Annotated in this window: 17 protein-coding genes; 16 read left to right on the top strand and 1 reads right to left on the bottom strand. The window is 24.8% G+C overall.

Annotation, left to right across the window (positions count from 1 at the left end):
* Positions 1–3 precede the first annotated feature (3 nt).
* Positions 4–105, bottom strand: coding sequence for a YgaP family membrane protein (locus tag ACZ5EC_RS09595; protein ID WP_464302261.1), 102 nt, complete (start codon positions 103–105; stop codon positions 4–6).
* Between the two features lie 472 nt (positions 106–577).
* On the opposite strand from ACZ5EC_RS09595, the gene ACZ5EC_RS09590 reads away from it, so the two are divergent.
* The 16 genes from ACZ5EC_RS09590 to ACZ5EC_RS09515 all read left to right on the top strand — a co-directional run bounded on the left by ACZ5EC_RS09590 (position 578) and on the right by ACZ5EC_RS09515 (position 13,659).
* Positions 578–823: a sulfurtransferase TusA family protein gene (locus ACZ5EC_RS09590; protein WP_464302260.1), complete on the top strand. Its 246-nt coding sequence runs from the start codon at positions 578–580 to the stop codon at positions 821–823.
* 72 nt (positions 824–895) lie between these two features.
* On the top strand, positions 896–1,906 hold the full coding sequence (gene tsuA / locus ACZ5EC_RS09585; protein WP_464302259.1) for a thiosulfate transporter TsuA: 1,011 nt from the start codon (positions 896–898) through the stop codon (positions 1,904–1,906).
* Entirely contained in the window at positions 1,903–2,256 is a 354-nt protein-coding gene (locus ACZ5EC_RS09580) for a DsrE/DsrF/TusD sulfur relay family protein (protein WP_464302258.1), read from the top strand. Before tsuA ends, ACZ5EC_RS09580 begins: the two co-directional genes overlap by 4 nt.
* 29 nt (positions 2,257–2,285) lie before the next feature.
* Positions 2,286–2,642: a hypothetical protein gene (locus tag ACZ5EC_RS09575; protein WP_464302257.1), complete on the top strand. Its 357-nt coding sequence runs from the start codon at positions 2,286–2,288 to the stop codon at positions 2,640–2,642.
* Positions 2,643–2,672: 30 nt separating this feature from the next.
* Positions 2,673–2,942 (top strand): DsrH/TusB family sulfur relay protein, encoded by a 270-nt coding sequence (locus ACZ5EC_RS09570; protein WP_464302256.1) that lies wholly within the window; start codon positions 2,673–2,675, stop codon positions 2,940–2,942.
* Positions 2,943–2,968: 26 nt separating this feature from the next.
* Positions 2,969–3,310, top strand: a complete 342-nt coding sequence (gene gcvH, locus ACZ5EC_RS09565; RefSeq protein WP_464302255.1) for a glycine cleavage system protein GcvH — start codon at positions 2,969–2,971, stop codon at positions 3,308–3,310.
* A gap of 214 nt (positions 3,311–3,524) precedes the next feature.
* On the top strand, positions 3,525–4,346 hold the full coding sequence (locus ACZ5EC_RS09560) for a lipoate--protein ligase family protein (protein ID WP_464302254.1): 822 nt from the start codon (positions 3,525–3,527) through the stop codon (positions 4,344–4,346).
* 257 nt (positions 4,347–4,603) lie between these two features.
* On the top strand, positions 4,604–6,094 hold the full coding sequence (gene lpdA / locus ACZ5EC_RS09555; protein ID WP_464302253.1) for a dihydrolipoyl dehydrogenase: 1,491 nt from the start codon (positions 4,604–4,606) through the stop codon (positions 6,092–6,094).
* 432 nt (positions 6,095–6,526) lie between these two features.
* On the top strand, positions 6,527–7,777 hold the full coding sequence (locus ACZ5EC_RS09550; protein ID WP_464302252.1) for a hypothetical protein: 1,251 nt from the start codon (positions 6,527–6,529) through the stop codon (positions 7,775–7,777).
* A gap of 11 nt (positions 7,778–7,788) precedes the next feature.
* Complete coding sequence (locus ACZ5EC_RS09545) at positions 7,789–8,016, top strand: hypothetical protein (RefSeq protein ID WP_464302251.1); 228 nt, start codon at positions 7,789–7,791, stop codon at positions 8,014–8,016.
* 191 nt (positions 8,017–8,207) lie between these two features.
* Positions 8,208–8,435 (top strand): hypothetical protein, encoded by a 228-nt coding sequence (locus ACZ5EC_RS09540; protein WP_464302250.1) that lies wholly within the window; start codon positions 8,208–8,210, stop codon positions 8,433–8,435.
* Positions 8,436–8,692: 257 nt separating this feature from the next.
* On the top strand, positions 8,693–9,235 hold the full coding sequence (locus ACZ5EC_RS09535; protein ID WP_464302249.1) for a hypothetical protein: 543 nt from the start codon (positions 8,693–8,695) through the stop codon (positions 9,233–9,235).
* 117 nt (positions 9,236–9,352) lie between these two features.
* Entirely contained in the window at positions 9,353–10,276 is a 924-nt protein-coding gene (locus ACZ5EC_RS09530) for a hypothetical protein (protein ID WP_464302248.1), read from the top strand.
* A gap of 649 nt (positions 10,277–10,925) precedes the next feature.
* The gene (locus tag ACZ5EC_RS09525; protein WP_464302247.1) at positions 10,926–11,732 is read left to right on the top strand and encodes an ABC-three component system protein; all 807 of its coding nucleotides are present in this window, start codon (positions 10,926–10,928) and stop codon (positions 11,730–11,732) included.
* A 2-nt stretch (positions 11,733–11,734) separates the two neighbouring features.
* On the top strand, positions 11,735–11,968 hold the full coding sequence (locus tag ACZ5EC_RS09520; protein WP_464302246.1) for an ABC-three component system middle component 6: 234 nt from the start codon (positions 11,735–11,737) through the stop codon (positions 11,966–11,968).
* Positions 11,959–13,659 (top strand): DUF2326 domain-containing protein, encoded by a 1,701-nt coding sequence (locus ACZ5EC_RS09515; RefSeq protein WP_464302245.1) that lies wholly within the window; start codon positions 11,959–11,961, stop codon positions 13,657–13,659. Before ACZ5EC_RS09520 ends, ACZ5EC_RS09515 begins: the two co-directional genes overlap by 10 nt.
* Positions 13,660–13,875: the final 216 nt, after the last annotated feature.

Genomic DNA, 13,875 nt, shown 5'->3' with positions numbered 1-13,875 from the left:
ATTTTAATTATTTTTTTTAATTGTGTTGATTTTTAAAAGGGAATAGAGTCCACATCTTCCAGAAATACCTGTGAAAAATGGAATTATACCTATGTCAATGGGCAATTCATATTGCTATCCTTTTTTAAATTATTTATATATTTTTTATATATAAGATATTAAAAATCTCATACATAAAGAATAATTTAAATTTAATATTAAAAGCAAATTAATTTAATAACAATTAATTTGTACCCTTAAGATAATAATTATCATAATTTTTATCAAGGTTGTTTTGTTTTTTAATTAGAAAATATGAACAAATCATTAAAAATAAATATATTGGGGAAATCCTCCAATTAACTATATTGTCAATTTTTTATACAAAATTATCGATTATTGTAAATAATTATAGCTAGGTGAACAATAAAATGTCTTAAAAACTTTGTACAGTGGTATTAATAACCTAATAGATTAATTAATAAATTGTCAGAAATAATAATGTAAAAAAAATCACATAAAACTATTGACAAAAAAAATGGTTTGTATTATCTATTTATTGATATGTGTCAATATATAAAAGATTAGGAGGAAACTTATGGCTGATTACAAAATTACAAAAACAATTGATGAAAGAGGAGAGGTTTGTCCTGTACCTGATGTAGATTCAAAACGAGCTTTGAAAAAGATGAAACCTGGTGAAATTCTGGAAGTATTAATTGATTATCCACTTTCAAAAGAAAGGATACCTGCAAATTCAGAGAAAGAAGGGCATAAGGTTTTATTGATTGAAGAAACAGGTCCTAGTGAATGGAGAATATTAATTGAAGTTGGAGGAAAGTAATAATAACTAATTCTATTTGAAGATTCTTTTTAAAAATCAAAAAATTAATTTTAAAAAAAATTAGGAGGCATGATGAAAGCAATAATTTTAGGATTAATTACAGGTTTAGCTTTTGGAGCAATATTACAAAGAGGTAGGGTTTGTTTTAATTCTGCTTTTAGAGATTTATATTTAATGAAAGATAATTTTTTGTTTAAAGCTGTTATGTTTGCAATTGCACTTGAAATGCTTGCTTTCCCTTTAATGGCACAATTTGGATGGATACAATTAACTCCTAAACCATTAAACTGGTTAGGTAATATTATTGGTGGAATGATTTTTGGTATGGGAATGGTTCTTGCAGGTGGATGTGCTAGTGGTACAACTTATAGAGTTGGAGAAGGAAATACAACTTCCTGGCTTGCAGCATTAGCTTTCGGGTTAACTGCTGTTGCAACAAAACATGGTTCTTTTAATGGATTTATAAAATTAATAAGCAAATATACTATTAAAGTTACTCCTGACATTTCTACAAACCTATATGCATCAAAAGTTGGACCAACTTTAGCAACTGTTTTGCATATTAACCATTGGGTTGTTGCTATAATTGTTTCTGCTTTAATTTTAATTTATATATTTTTTACAAAGACAACAGACTGGCCACATGCAAAAATTAACTGGAAATGGATAGGAATTTTATTATTACCAGTAGCAATGTTTGGATATTGGTCAAGCTGGGTATCAGGCCGACATTATGGATTGGGTATTACTGGAGGTTGGATTAGTTTATTTGATGGTTTTTCTACAGGTAAATTAATCAACTGGGAAGGTGCTGAAATTATAGGTATAATTATTTCTGCTTTAATTTTGTCTTTATCATTTAAAGAATTCAAATTTAGAATTCCTAAAAATGGAAAAACTTATTTACAGGTAATAATTGGTGGAATGATGATGGGTTTTGGAGCAATAACAGCTATGGGTTGTAATATTGGTAACTTTTTTACAGGAATCCCTATGTTATCAATAGGTTCAATAATTGCTGGTATTTGTTTTATTTTAGGAAATTGGTTTATGTCATGGATTTTATATGGGAGGTCAAAATGAAAATAACTATACAAACAATGGTAACACCATATACACACCAGGATATGGATACCGTAATAAAAATTGCTGAAGCAGCTTTAAAAAGGGGACATGAAGTTAGAATTTTTCTTTTTGCTGATGCAATTGTAGCTGCTAATAAAAAAATAAAACCAATGAGGATAGATAGAAAAATACCTGAATTGCTGGAAAAACTAATTGAAAAAGGTGTTAGAATTGACATTTGTGGTTTGTGTATGGAATATAGAGGTTTAACAGAAGATTCTATTATAAAAGGAGCAAAACCTTCTGGATTACCTGAATTAGCAGAATTAATTTATACTTCAGATAGATTTGTTAATTTAATGGCTTGATTTTTATCTACATTAAGGAGGAAAACATAATGGTTAAAAAAGTTTTATTTGTGGTGTATCAATCTCCATGTGGAACAATATGGATTAATGAAACATTTCGTACAGCATTTGGAATGTATGGTGAAGATATTGAACCTGCTGTTTTATTTATTGGACAGGCAGTTATTGGATTATCATGCCAAACTGCACCTGAAAAATTAGGGTTATTACCAATTAAAATGGTTCAAAAATATCTTGATAAATATGAAACTGAAGTTTATGCAATAAAGGATGATATGTTAAAATACAAAGTTTGTGGATGTGAAGAAGGGTATAAAGCAAAAATAATTGAAAGAAATGATGTTAAAAAGTTTATTAAAAATTATGATTTTGTTATCTTTATGTGATCTTAATAGATCCAAAACTTAGGAGGTTTTATGGCTTTAATAATTGTAAAACATTCATATGAAAATGAAGCAGAAAGATTTAAAGTAGAATGTGCTGAAAAAGATGATTCTGTAGTTTTAATACAAAATGGGATTTTCTGGATGCTTGAAGACTTATCAAAATATAATGCAAAATTTTATGCTATTGTTGATGATGTTGTTAGTAGGGGTTACAATCCTGATAATTTTAAAGGAATTGAATTTATAAATTATGATAAATTTATAGAATTACTTGAAAAAGAACCTATAAATATTGGATAAATAGAGCATTATAAAAAGGAGAGTTTATGACAAAATATACTGAAAATCATGAATATGTTGATATAAATGACAACATAGCTACAATTGGGTTAACAGAAAAAGCACTCGAAGATATTGGTGATGTTATGGCTGTTAATTTACCGGAAATTAATAATACAATTAATAAAGGGGAAAAATTATTTTCTCTTGAATCTGCAAAAGCAGCAGTGGAAATAAAAGCCCCTATTAGTGGTGAAATAATTGAAATAAATGAAAATGTTGAAGATGAACCAGAATTGATAAATAATTCACCATATGAAGAAGGCTGGATTTGTAAAATTAAAATAACAAAACCAGAAGAAATTAATACTTTAAAGGATGCTGATTAAAAATTTACAAAATTATTCTTATTAGTTTAGAAATATATATTTGAACAAAAAAAAGAGGCTATCCATAAAACTTCAGGATAGCCCCTATTTATTAAAAATATTCCATTAATTAAAATTGTATTAAATTTAAATGAAAACTTAATTTTTATATAGATTTTAATCCTATTAATGTTTTAATTCAAAAAAAAATTATTGTTAAGCTAAAGGATATTAAATGGGAAAAGAATATTTAAGGGTTATTGATTCAGGGTTTAATGATAGTTTTATGAATATGGCAATTGATGAGGCTATTTCAATTGCAGTATCTGAAAATATAGTTCCTATAACTTTGAGATTTTATAGATGGGATCCTGCAACATTATCAATTGGGTATTTCCAAAAAGCATATGAAGAAGTTGATTTTGATGGACTTAAAAAGTATAATGTTGGTTTTGTGAGAAGAGCAACTGGGGGAAGGGCAGTTTTGCATGATGAGGAAATAACCTATTCTATTATTTTAAAAGAAGACTTTAAAAATATGCCAAAATCTGTAACTGAGTCTTACAGAATTTTATCTCAACCTTTATTGGAAGGGTTGATCAAAATGGGATTAAATGCTCAAATGACAAAACCATTAACAAAAAGGCTTGAACATACAACATCTGCATGTTTTGATGCACCTTCTTCTTATGAGATTATTGTTAATAATAAAAAGATTATTGGTTCTGCTCAAAAAAGATTTTATGGAGTCATTTTACAACATGGTTCCATCCCATATAAACTTGATGTTGATAAACTTTTTGATTGCTTAAAATTTGAAAATGAAAGAAAAAGACAAGTATTAAAAAAGTATTTTGAATTAAAAGCAACTTCAATTTTTAGTGAATTGGGAAAAACTTTAACATGGGAAGAGATGACTGATATTTTTAAAAAGGAATACTCAAAATGGTTTGAATTGAAAATTGTAGAGGAAGAACTTTCTGATTATGAAAAAGAATTATCTGAAAAACTATATAAAGAAAAGTATAGCACAGATGAGTGGAACTTTAAGTTTTAAAAATTTTAATTTTAAAAATTTTAAATAGAAAAAGTATAGGAAAAATTGCAATATTTAAACAATATTACAAGAAAAATGTTAATAAAAAAATATTAAATGATGAATAAAATATTTAAAAATAAAAAGATATTGATAAAAAAATGTATTATTAATAAAGAATGTATTATTAATAAAGAATAAAAAGATATTAATAAAAAAATGTACTATTAAGAAAAAATAAAAGTGTTAATGTAATAAATAAATTAAGGAGTGAAATTGTGAAAAAAATTGGAATTATTGGTGGTGGACCTGGAGGTTATGTTGCAGCAATTAGAGCTGCTCAACTTGGATTTGATGTAACTTTAATAGAAAAAGATTACCTTGGAGGTGTTTGTACAAATAAAGGGTGTATTCCAACAAAAACTTATGCTCATGCTGCTGAAATTGTTGAGAATATAGAAAAATCTGAAAATTATGGAATTTTCTCTAAACTTGAAAAGATAGATTTTTCAAAAACTGTTGAGATGAAAAATAATGTAGTTCAAAAGTTAAGAAAAGGGATAGAAATTCTTGTTAAAGGTAATAAAATTAACTACTATAATGATTATGCTGAACTTGTAGATAAAAATACTGTAAAACTCAAAAAAGAAAAAATAGATTTAAATTTTGATTTTATCATTATTGCAACTGGTTCAATTCCTGCAATTCCCCCTATTAAAAATGTTGACTATGGGATTGAAAAAGGATTAATTTTAACTTCTGATGAGATACTAGATATTAAAATGTTGCCTCAATCATTAACAATTATTGGTGGAGGAGTTATTGGACTTGAATTTGCATCAATTTTTAATTCTTTTGGAGTAGATGTTACAATTCTTGAGATGCTTCCAGAAATCGCAATTACTCAGGATTTTGAGATAAGCAAAAGGTTAAGAACATATTTAAAGAAAAAAGGGGTAAAGATTGAAACTTCATTTAAAGTAAATGGATTTGACTATATTTTAAATGAAAGGGAAAATAATCCAATACCTGTACTTGACGAAGCTATATCAGATGAACAATCTGAAAAGGTTGTTATTAGTGGTATTGATAAAAAAGGAAATGAACAGAAATATGAATCAGATTTTGTACTAATTGCAACAGGTAGAAGACCAAATTATAATATTAAAGAACTTGAAAAAATAGGAGTTGAATTTACTAAAAAGGGGATAACTGTTGATAAATATTACAAAACAACAATTGATAATATTTATGCTGTTGGTGATGTAATTGGTGGAATTATGCTTGCTCATGTTGCAGAGGAAGAAGGTAAATGTGCAGTTGAGAACATTTATGCTGAAGTTAAAAAAATAGAAAACAATGAGGAATCTTTAAAAAAGCATTCATTAAATTATGATGCTGTTCCTGCTGCAATTTTTACAAAACCTGAAGTTGCATCAGTTGGGAAAACAGAACAACAATGTAAAGAAGAAAATATCAATTATGGGGTATCAAAATTTCTGTTTACTGCTAATGGTAAAGCACTTGCAATGAATGAGACAGATGGGTTTGTTAAAATTATCTATAATAAAGATAATAACATTGTAATTGGAGCACATATTATAGGGCCTCATGCATCTGATCTAATTCAAGAATTAACATTAGCAATACATCATAAAAAAGAAGCTTCTTTTTTACATGAAACTACACATACTCACCCTACTTTACCAGAGGCAGTATTAGAAGCAGCTTTAGGTGTTGATGGTATTGCAATTCATAAATTGAATTAGAATAAATTATAGTTTGTATTTTATAATAATTTTGCTTTTTATTTTTTAAATTTTTTCAGTATTTATCTTATATATTTCATTTTCTTATTTATATCCATTTTATTTTTTTTCTTTTTTCTTGTGAGATCTCATACAATTTTGTTGTTTAATCATTAAAAATTATTGTAATAATATAAAGATTAACTTGACATATTTTTCACATTTAGTAAAAATTTTTAAAATCATTTTTAAGTAAATTAAATAATTAATTAAAATTAAAATATTACAATATTGGATTCAATTATGTTATTTTTTTATTTTGAATTATAAATATTATGTGGCATTTTTGCTTTTTTGTTGTTGAATAAAACAATTAAATTATTATTTATAATTTGATTATGGACTGTTTTTAAAAGTTAAAAAAAATAATTAATTTAAGAAAGGTTAAAAAAGATGAAAAAAATTATTTATTTTATAATTCTTTTTGTAATTCTGCCAATATTTTTATCTTTTACCAATGATGATTATGAAAATTATATAAAAAATAACTATAAACCTTTAAAAATATCTGAAAATAATGAAATTGATAATATTGTGGATTTTTCTTTATTAGATGAAGATATTGCAAAAAGTAAAATAATATTATCTGGAGAATATCATTTTATTAAATATAGTTATTTGTTGAAGTTCGAACTCCTAAAATATTTAAATAAAAAATTTAATGTAAGATATTTATGGGTTGACGAATCATTTTCTAAATGCGAGTTAATAAATATCTATTTGACAACTGGTAATGTAAATATTATTAATGATTTATTTGGCGATGATGATTTTTATAAAGAGGAAAAAATATTTTATAAAAAATTGTTTAATTATAATCAAAGTGTTTCTCAAAAAAATAAAATAAAAGTAATTGGGTTTAATTTAAATGATGAATACTCCACAATTTATTATCTAAATTATCTTCTTAAAAATAAAAAAATTCCTGATAAAATTATAACTATTTATAAAGAGCTTCAAAATTGGTATAATTATTATATTAATTGGGAAAAAATTGATAATAATTTTGATACACAAAATTATTATAATCTAATTTTTTCTATTGAGAAAAGTATTAATAATAATAAAACTTTATATAAAAATTTATTAAAAGATGATTTTGAAAATTTTGTTTTTGTTATAAAAAACCAAATTGCAAACTATGAAATATTAAAAAAATGTAATTTTAGCATTAGTGGTAGTAAATATAACCAATTAAGAGATAATATAGTTTATCAAAACTTTTTAAAATATTATAACAAAATTAATGGTGAAAAAATATTTGGTCAATTTAGATATTCTCACATAATACAAACTAAAATTGAATTTATTAATTTTACTCAATTATTAAATAAAAATAATTTATTTAAAAATAAAATATTATCAATAAGATATCTATATATAAATTGTTTAGAAGCATATGGCTATGGATCTTTTTTAATTACAGATGAGTTTGCTGGTTCAGAATTAGAGAATAATTTTGTTCAAACTTTATTAAAATATTCTAAAACGAATTTCACTTTATTTAAATTAACAGGGAAAAATTCACCTTTTTCAAAAAAAGGAAACCTTGTAATTTATTATCCAAAATATTTGCAAAAAGATGTTTCAACGACAGATTTTTATCAATATATAATTGTTGTTAAAAATTCACCTAAATATTAATATAAAGTTAAATGAAATTAACGCATTCTTCAATTGAAATGGCTTTTGTTTATCCTGTAGAATACAACTTAGATAATTTAATTGTTATGTTTTACTATAAAAATCTGGATACTAAAGAATATGGAGGAATTATTGTCATGAATTATTTCATTTATTATCAAATTACAAAGGTAAAAAGAAATTTATCCCTATCTGGCCATTTAATTCTGTCAAAAATCTTTCCCAATCAAATATTTTAAATGAAGCTTTAGCATATTTTTTTCAATACCTATATTATTTAAAAAATGAAAATTATAGCAATTTTACAAATAAAGAAAATACTGAAAATATTATAAATGAATTTAAAAATTTATTATACAATTTATCAGTTAGTGGTGATATCTTTTTTTATAATAAAACCCCTTTAAGAGATTTCAGGGAATTTTCAGATTTGGAAAATACAATCCTTAATTCATACAAATATAAATATATATATGATATAAAGTCAGTTATTGTTTTAGATTATTTTTTATTGTATCTGATTGAAAAATATGGATTCAATAAATTTTTTGAATTTTCATATAATTATGTTTTTAATGAAAAAGAAAATCTATTTACTAAAATATATAAAAAAGATGCTCTAACTTTATTAAAAGAATTTTATAATAATGGTGATTAGTAGGCTTGATAGTATTTTGTAAGGGATGGATAAAATATATTTACAATTGACTTATTAATGAAAAAATTTAAAATAATAAAGATATTTTAAAAAAAGGTTTGTTTGTTTTGTTAATTAGGATTAAAAAAGAAAATATTTACATTAAAGTTAATGTTTTAAAATATTGAAGCAAAAAGATGATTTATTTATATAAATGGATGCAAAGTTAAAGGATGTAGAGGTACATGAAATATCTTAAATCAAAGGAGGATACAACAATGAGTATAGATTCTGAAATTAAATTTAAATTAGTAGGAGGAACCAAACTCATATTTAATCAAGAAAATATAGAAAATATATTAAATAACTGGCGAAGTGAAAATGGTCCACCAGTACCTGTTGCTATAGATGAAAAGGTTTGGAATATTCTTGTTAATGCTGTTATTGGAACATCTGATCCAGCTAACAATCCAAGAGTTTTTCGTCTATATATGCAGCGACATAGACCTCGTCATGTAATAGAAACTTCTGAAATAGAAGATGTTTGGATGAATTTAGGAGTTATTAGATGGGAAGAAAGAGGGTTTCCTGCTAGAAATGAACCAATTAGAAAAGGGGGTAATTGTTTTATTCGTGGTGATGTAAAATTGAATTTAACTGATGCATGGTGGATGGGAAGAGAGTTAACTGATTTACGAATTTTAATGATGATAGAGGAAAATAAAAAAATTGTGCTTTCTGCATGGTGGAGTCGAGGAAATTTAGGTCCAAATGGGACTAATGGGAACCTATGGCCAGTAAAATTAATTATAAAAAAATGAAACATATTTATTTATCTAATAATAAAAAGATATATTTCTCTATATTTAAATTAAACAAAAGTAGTATTTGTATGTTAATTAAATGATATATGAAATTATAATTTGGGAGTTAACAAAATGGGTATGCATAAAATATATTTACCAGTTACTGAACAACAATTTTTATCACATTTTGCTAAAGTTAAAAAAAATGGTGATTGTAATAAGAATCCAAACCATCTCAATTATTATAAAAAGAGTATTAAAAATAATAAAGATTGTCCTAATAAAAAAGATAATAGGATAGGGAAGTCTTTAAAATATTTGAAGAAACCATGTCAAATAGAGAAAGATGAAAGATTCTGGATTGCTTCATGTATGATGACTATATACTATAGTCAAAATAGAACAAAAGAACTGATTCATTTATTAAGCAATGCTTATGGGATTTTACCTCCAATTAAAGAATTAAAATCTTGGGAAGAATGTTTAGATGGAGATCTACATTTATTTTTTGAAGTTAATTTACCTTCTCCAAAGCTATATAAAAATTGGTTATCAAATCATTTAACTGACAGACAATTAATCCCTTATGTTCTGGACAGTGCATATAATAAAATAAATCTTGAAGGTTCTACAAATGTTGATGCAGTTCTTTTAAATTCAAAAAATGGTTTTGCAATTATTATCGAAGCTAAAGTTTTATCAGATATATCTTATGAAATTACATATGATACCTTGCGTAATCAAATTGCAAGAAATATAGATGTTATGTTAGAAAAAAATGAAAGACTTTGTCCACCTTTAGATAAAAGAGATCCAGAAAAAACATTGTTTCTTTTAATTACCCTTAAACTTTTTAAAGATAACCTATCAAGTCGTTTATATGGCTATAAATTTCATGAATACAAAACTAAACCAGATTCTATATCAATTGATTTACCACATAGAAAAAATTATGATTGGAAAAGTATATCTGATCGATTAGGTTGGTTAACCTGGAAAGATTTTAGGAATGTAAATAAAAATTGTTGTAAATGGTTAAATCAATCTGGATTGTAAAAAATTAAAATATATTTTACAACAATAATGACAGGTGGAAAAGTTTAACTTCTTAGAAAATTAGAGAGAAAGTTTTAGTGAATAAAAATAACATGAATTAATTTTAGTATTGCTGAACAATGGAAATATATCAACATTGCATTATATCAAAATACTCAAATTTACCTTGTATTACTTATGTATGATGGATATTATACATTAATTAGAGCTATAAAAGAGAAACTTTTAAAAATGTGAAAAGAAAATTCCTTCTTAAAAATAATTACAAAACTAACAAAAACAGATATCCATATTGAAGTAATGTATACATATTTTTTCAAATAGAAAATCAAAACATTTTTTTTATTAGTTTAAAAAAGATTTAGAATTTACAGAACATTTAAACAAAGAACAATATGGAATTGTTTTAGATAAGGAAATTGATTTAAAAAACATTATTTAGACAAAATGATAGGTATAGAGTGAAGTAGGATGGATTCAAACAGTGTATATCATAAGGGTAAACTGTTTCTGGCTAAATATTATCATTAAACAAATTTTTCCTTTTGTTTGCAACTTTATATAACTAGCAAACTTTGTATCCGATTTAAAAAAGAAGAAAAATGATAGAAATAATTGACAATATTTATAATAAAGATAATTTTTTAATATGGGAAAAAAAGCAAGACAATATAAGCCATCAACAATAAAACGACTGTTTTTATTATCTTGTAATCAATGTGCGAATCCTGATTGCGATAACTCACTCGAAGCACGTGATGAAAAAACAATCATTGCAAAAATATGCCATATTGAAGCAGCGAGTTCTAAGGGGCCAAGATATAATACCAATATGACAGATGATGAAAGAAGAGATTATGATAATCTGATTTTATTATGTGATGAATGCCATAGTATTATTGATAACAAAGACAATGAAAATAAATATCCAGTAGATTTACTAAAACAATGGAAAAGAGATCACGAAAATAAATGTCGTCAAGAGAAATTAAAAAATACCTCCACTCTTTTGAATCAAGCGATAAATGCTATTGCATCTATTGAATTAGATGATAATTTTGATAGTGATTCATTAAATACCTTTAATATTGATAAAAAGATAGAATACAACTCAATAAAAGAATATAAATATATTATTGAAGAGTATAGCAAATATTATGGTAAGTTAAATTCATTATACGATGAATTGGAAAAACAAGGTTCGTTTAGGAAAGAAAAATTATTGAGAAATATTAGGAATCTATATTTAAAGATTAAAGGAGAGTTCGTAAAAGGACAAAAAAATGAATTGGAAATAATTCAGAATAATGCAGATAAGATTTTTAAATCAGTAGAAGAAAGACTTTGGCAATTACTTGATGAAAAACAATCAAACAAAGACGATATATATATTGCACTACCAATTGTTATGGTAGATGCGTTTATGAGATGTAAAATATTAGAAGAGCCGAAATAGTTATGATTTTAGGAAAAAACACAAATCCCAAAAAACAAATTTATTATATTAGTGCATTGGTTATTGATGAATTAAGAAGTATTAATAAACCCGAATTCGATTTTCTTGATGTTTTTAATTCTCTCAAAAAAAAAGAAAAAGATATAACGCTTAATTTATATGCATTGTCATTAGACTGGTTGTTTTTGCTTGGCGCAATTAAAAAAGATAAAGATAGGATATTAAAATGTTTCTAAAAGAATTATATATTCACAATGGTGATACATTGATAAGAGAAATCAAGTTTCATAAAGGGATTAATTTGATAATTGATGAAACAAAAACATCAGATAGAAAAAAATCGGGTAATAATGTTGGTAAAACAACAGTATTGCGATTAATCGATTTTTGTTTAGGCGGAAAGGGCGAAAATATTTATAAAGATCCTGAGTTCAAAGAAAAAGGAAGTAATACAACTATTGAAAAATTTTTAAAAAATAATAATATCATAATCACATTAATATTAAAAGAGGATTTAGAATTAGAAACATCAAACGAAATAAAAATTAGAAGAAACTTTTTGTCCCGTAAAAATAAAATACAAGAAATAAATGGAGAATATTTCAATAATGATAGTTTCCAAAAAAAATTAAAAGAATTGATTTTCAATTCAAAAAGTCCTAAACCAACTTTTCGCCAAATTATTGCTAAAAATATCAGAGATGAAAAATCAAGACTTATAAATACAATAAAAGTCTTACATTCTACTACTACTCGCGAGGAGTATGAAGCATTATATTTTTTCTGGCTGGGAATACCGCTAGATGAAGCAGAACGAAAACAACAATTACATTCATTAATTAAAATAGAAGAAGACCTACAAAGAAGATTAAGAAAAGAATATACACTTTCTAAAATTGAACAATCATTAATTATAATCAACCGGAATATCGAGCAATTAGAAAACAAAAAGACTCAATTTAATTTAAATGAAGATTACGAATCTGATTTAAAAAAACTAAACCAAATTAAATCAAACATTAACAGACTTTCTACACATATTAGTCAATTAGAACTGCGTAAAGAATTAATTCTTGAAAGCAAAGAAGAATTAGAGAAAGAAGTAGCCAATATAAATGTAGAGCAAATTAAATATTTATATAAGGAGGCAAAAATCTTAATCCCTGAATTGCAGAAGTCCTTCGAAGATACATTAAAATTTCATAATGAAATGTTAATTGAAAAAAAGAATTATATAACAAAAGAACTGCCTGATATTGAAAAGAAAATTAAAATTTTAAATCAAGAAATTAGAAATTTATTTTCAAAAGAGAAAGAGTTAAGTGAATTATTACAGAAATCTGATGCTTTGGAAGAATTAGAAAAAATTGTCTTAGAATTAAACAAATATTACGAGCAAAAAGGAAATCTTGGAGAACAAAAACGTCTCTGGAATCAGACGATTAGCAATATCGAGAAATACAAAAATGAATTGAATAGCATTGATAAAAACATTATTTCAAAAGAAGATTTGTTAAACGAAAGAATAACTATTTTCAATAAGTACTTTTCTTCAATTTCTCAAAATTTGTATGGTGAACAATTTGTATTAAGTTATGATAAGAATGAGAAAGGATTTGAATTAAACATATCAACTATTAGTGGTAACCCTGGAACTGGAAAGAAAAAGGGACAAATTGCAACTTTTGATTTGGCTTATATTCAATTTGCTGATGAATTAGGGATAAATTGTCTGCACTTTATATTACACGACCAGATTGAAAATGTTCACGACAATCAAATTACTAGTCTTTTAAATGAAATTGTTTCAGATATTAATTGCCAATATGTATTACCAGTATTAAGGGATAAATTGCCCAAAGATATTGATGTTGAAAAATTTAAAATATTATCTCTTTCACAAGAAGAAAAACTTTTTAAAATATAGAACAACTGACTACAACATTGTGTATAAGTGTAAATTTGGAATAAGTGTTTAATATTAATGATTTGACTATAAATGGAATTTAATTTAAAGTGAAAGAGATCTATTTCAAAAATTTGTAATAATCTTAGTTGAAATATTATATTCAATTTTAGCATTACATATAACAAAAAAAAGATAGATGTTTTTTATTAACAAAAATTTTACCTTTTACTTTGT

The sequence above is a fragment of the Exilispira thermophila genome (genome assembly GCF_055389015.1).
The sequence above is the reverse complement of the archived record's forward strand: the minus strand, read 5'-3'. Positions and strand labels throughout refer to the sequence as shown.

Bases quoted from the DNA above. Each gene is read 5' to 3' on its own strand.
- ACZ5EC_RS09590 (WP_464302260.1), top strand. From the start codon at position 578: ATGGCTGATTACAAAATTACAAAAACAATTGATGAAAGAGGAGAGGTT.
- tsuA (WP_464302259.1), top strand. From the start codon at position 896: ATGAAAGCAATAATTTTAGGATTAATTACAGGTTTAGCTTTTGGAGCA.
- ACZ5EC_RS09580 (WP_464302258.1), top strand. From the start codon at position 1,903: ATGAAAATAACTATACAAACAATGGTAACACCATATACACACCAGGAT.
- ACZ5EC_RS09575 (WP_464302257.1), top strand. From the start codon at position 2,286: ATGGTTAAAAAAGTTTTATTTGTGGTGTATCAATCTCCATGTGGAACA.
- ACZ5EC_RS09570 (WP_464302256.1), top strand. From the start codon at position 2,673: ATGGCTTTAATAATTGTAAAACATTCATATGAAAATGAAGCAGAAAGA.
- gcvH (WP_464302255.1), top strand. From the start codon at position 2,969: ATGACAAAATATACTGAAAATCATGAATATGTTGATATAAATGACAAC.
- ACZ5EC_RS09560 (WP_464302254.1), top strand. From the start codon at position 3,525: ATGGGAAAAGAATATTTAAGGGTTATTGATTCAGGGTTTAATGATAGT.
- ACZ5EC_RS09550 (WP_464302252.1), top strand. From the start codon at position 6,527: ATGAAAAAAATTATTTATTTTATAATTCTTTTTGTAATTCTGCCAATA.
- ACZ5EC_RS09545 (WP_464302251.1), top strand. From the start codon at position 7,789: ATGAAATTAACGCATTCTTCAATTGAAATGGCTTTTGTTTATCCTGTA.
- ACZ5EC_RS09535 (WP_464302249.1), top strand. From the start codon at position 8,693: ATGAGTATAGATTCTGAAATTAAATTTAAATTAGTAGGAGGAACCAAA.
- ACZ5EC_RS09530 (WP_464302248.1), top strand. From the start codon at position 9,353: ATGGGTATGCATAAAATATATTTACCAGTTACTGAACAACAATTTTTA.
- ACZ5EC_RS09525 (WP_464302247.1), top strand. From the start codon at position 10,926: ATGGGAAAAAAAGCAAGACAATATAAGCCATCAACAATAAAACGACTG.
- ACZ5EC_RS09520 (WP_464302246.1), top strand. From the start codon at position 11,735: ATGATTTTAGGAAAAAACACAAATCCCAAAAAACAAATTTATTATATT.
- ACZ5EC_RS09515 (WP_464302245.1), top strand. From the start codon at position 11,959: ATGTTTCTAAAAGAATTATATATTCACAATGGTGATACATTGATAAGA.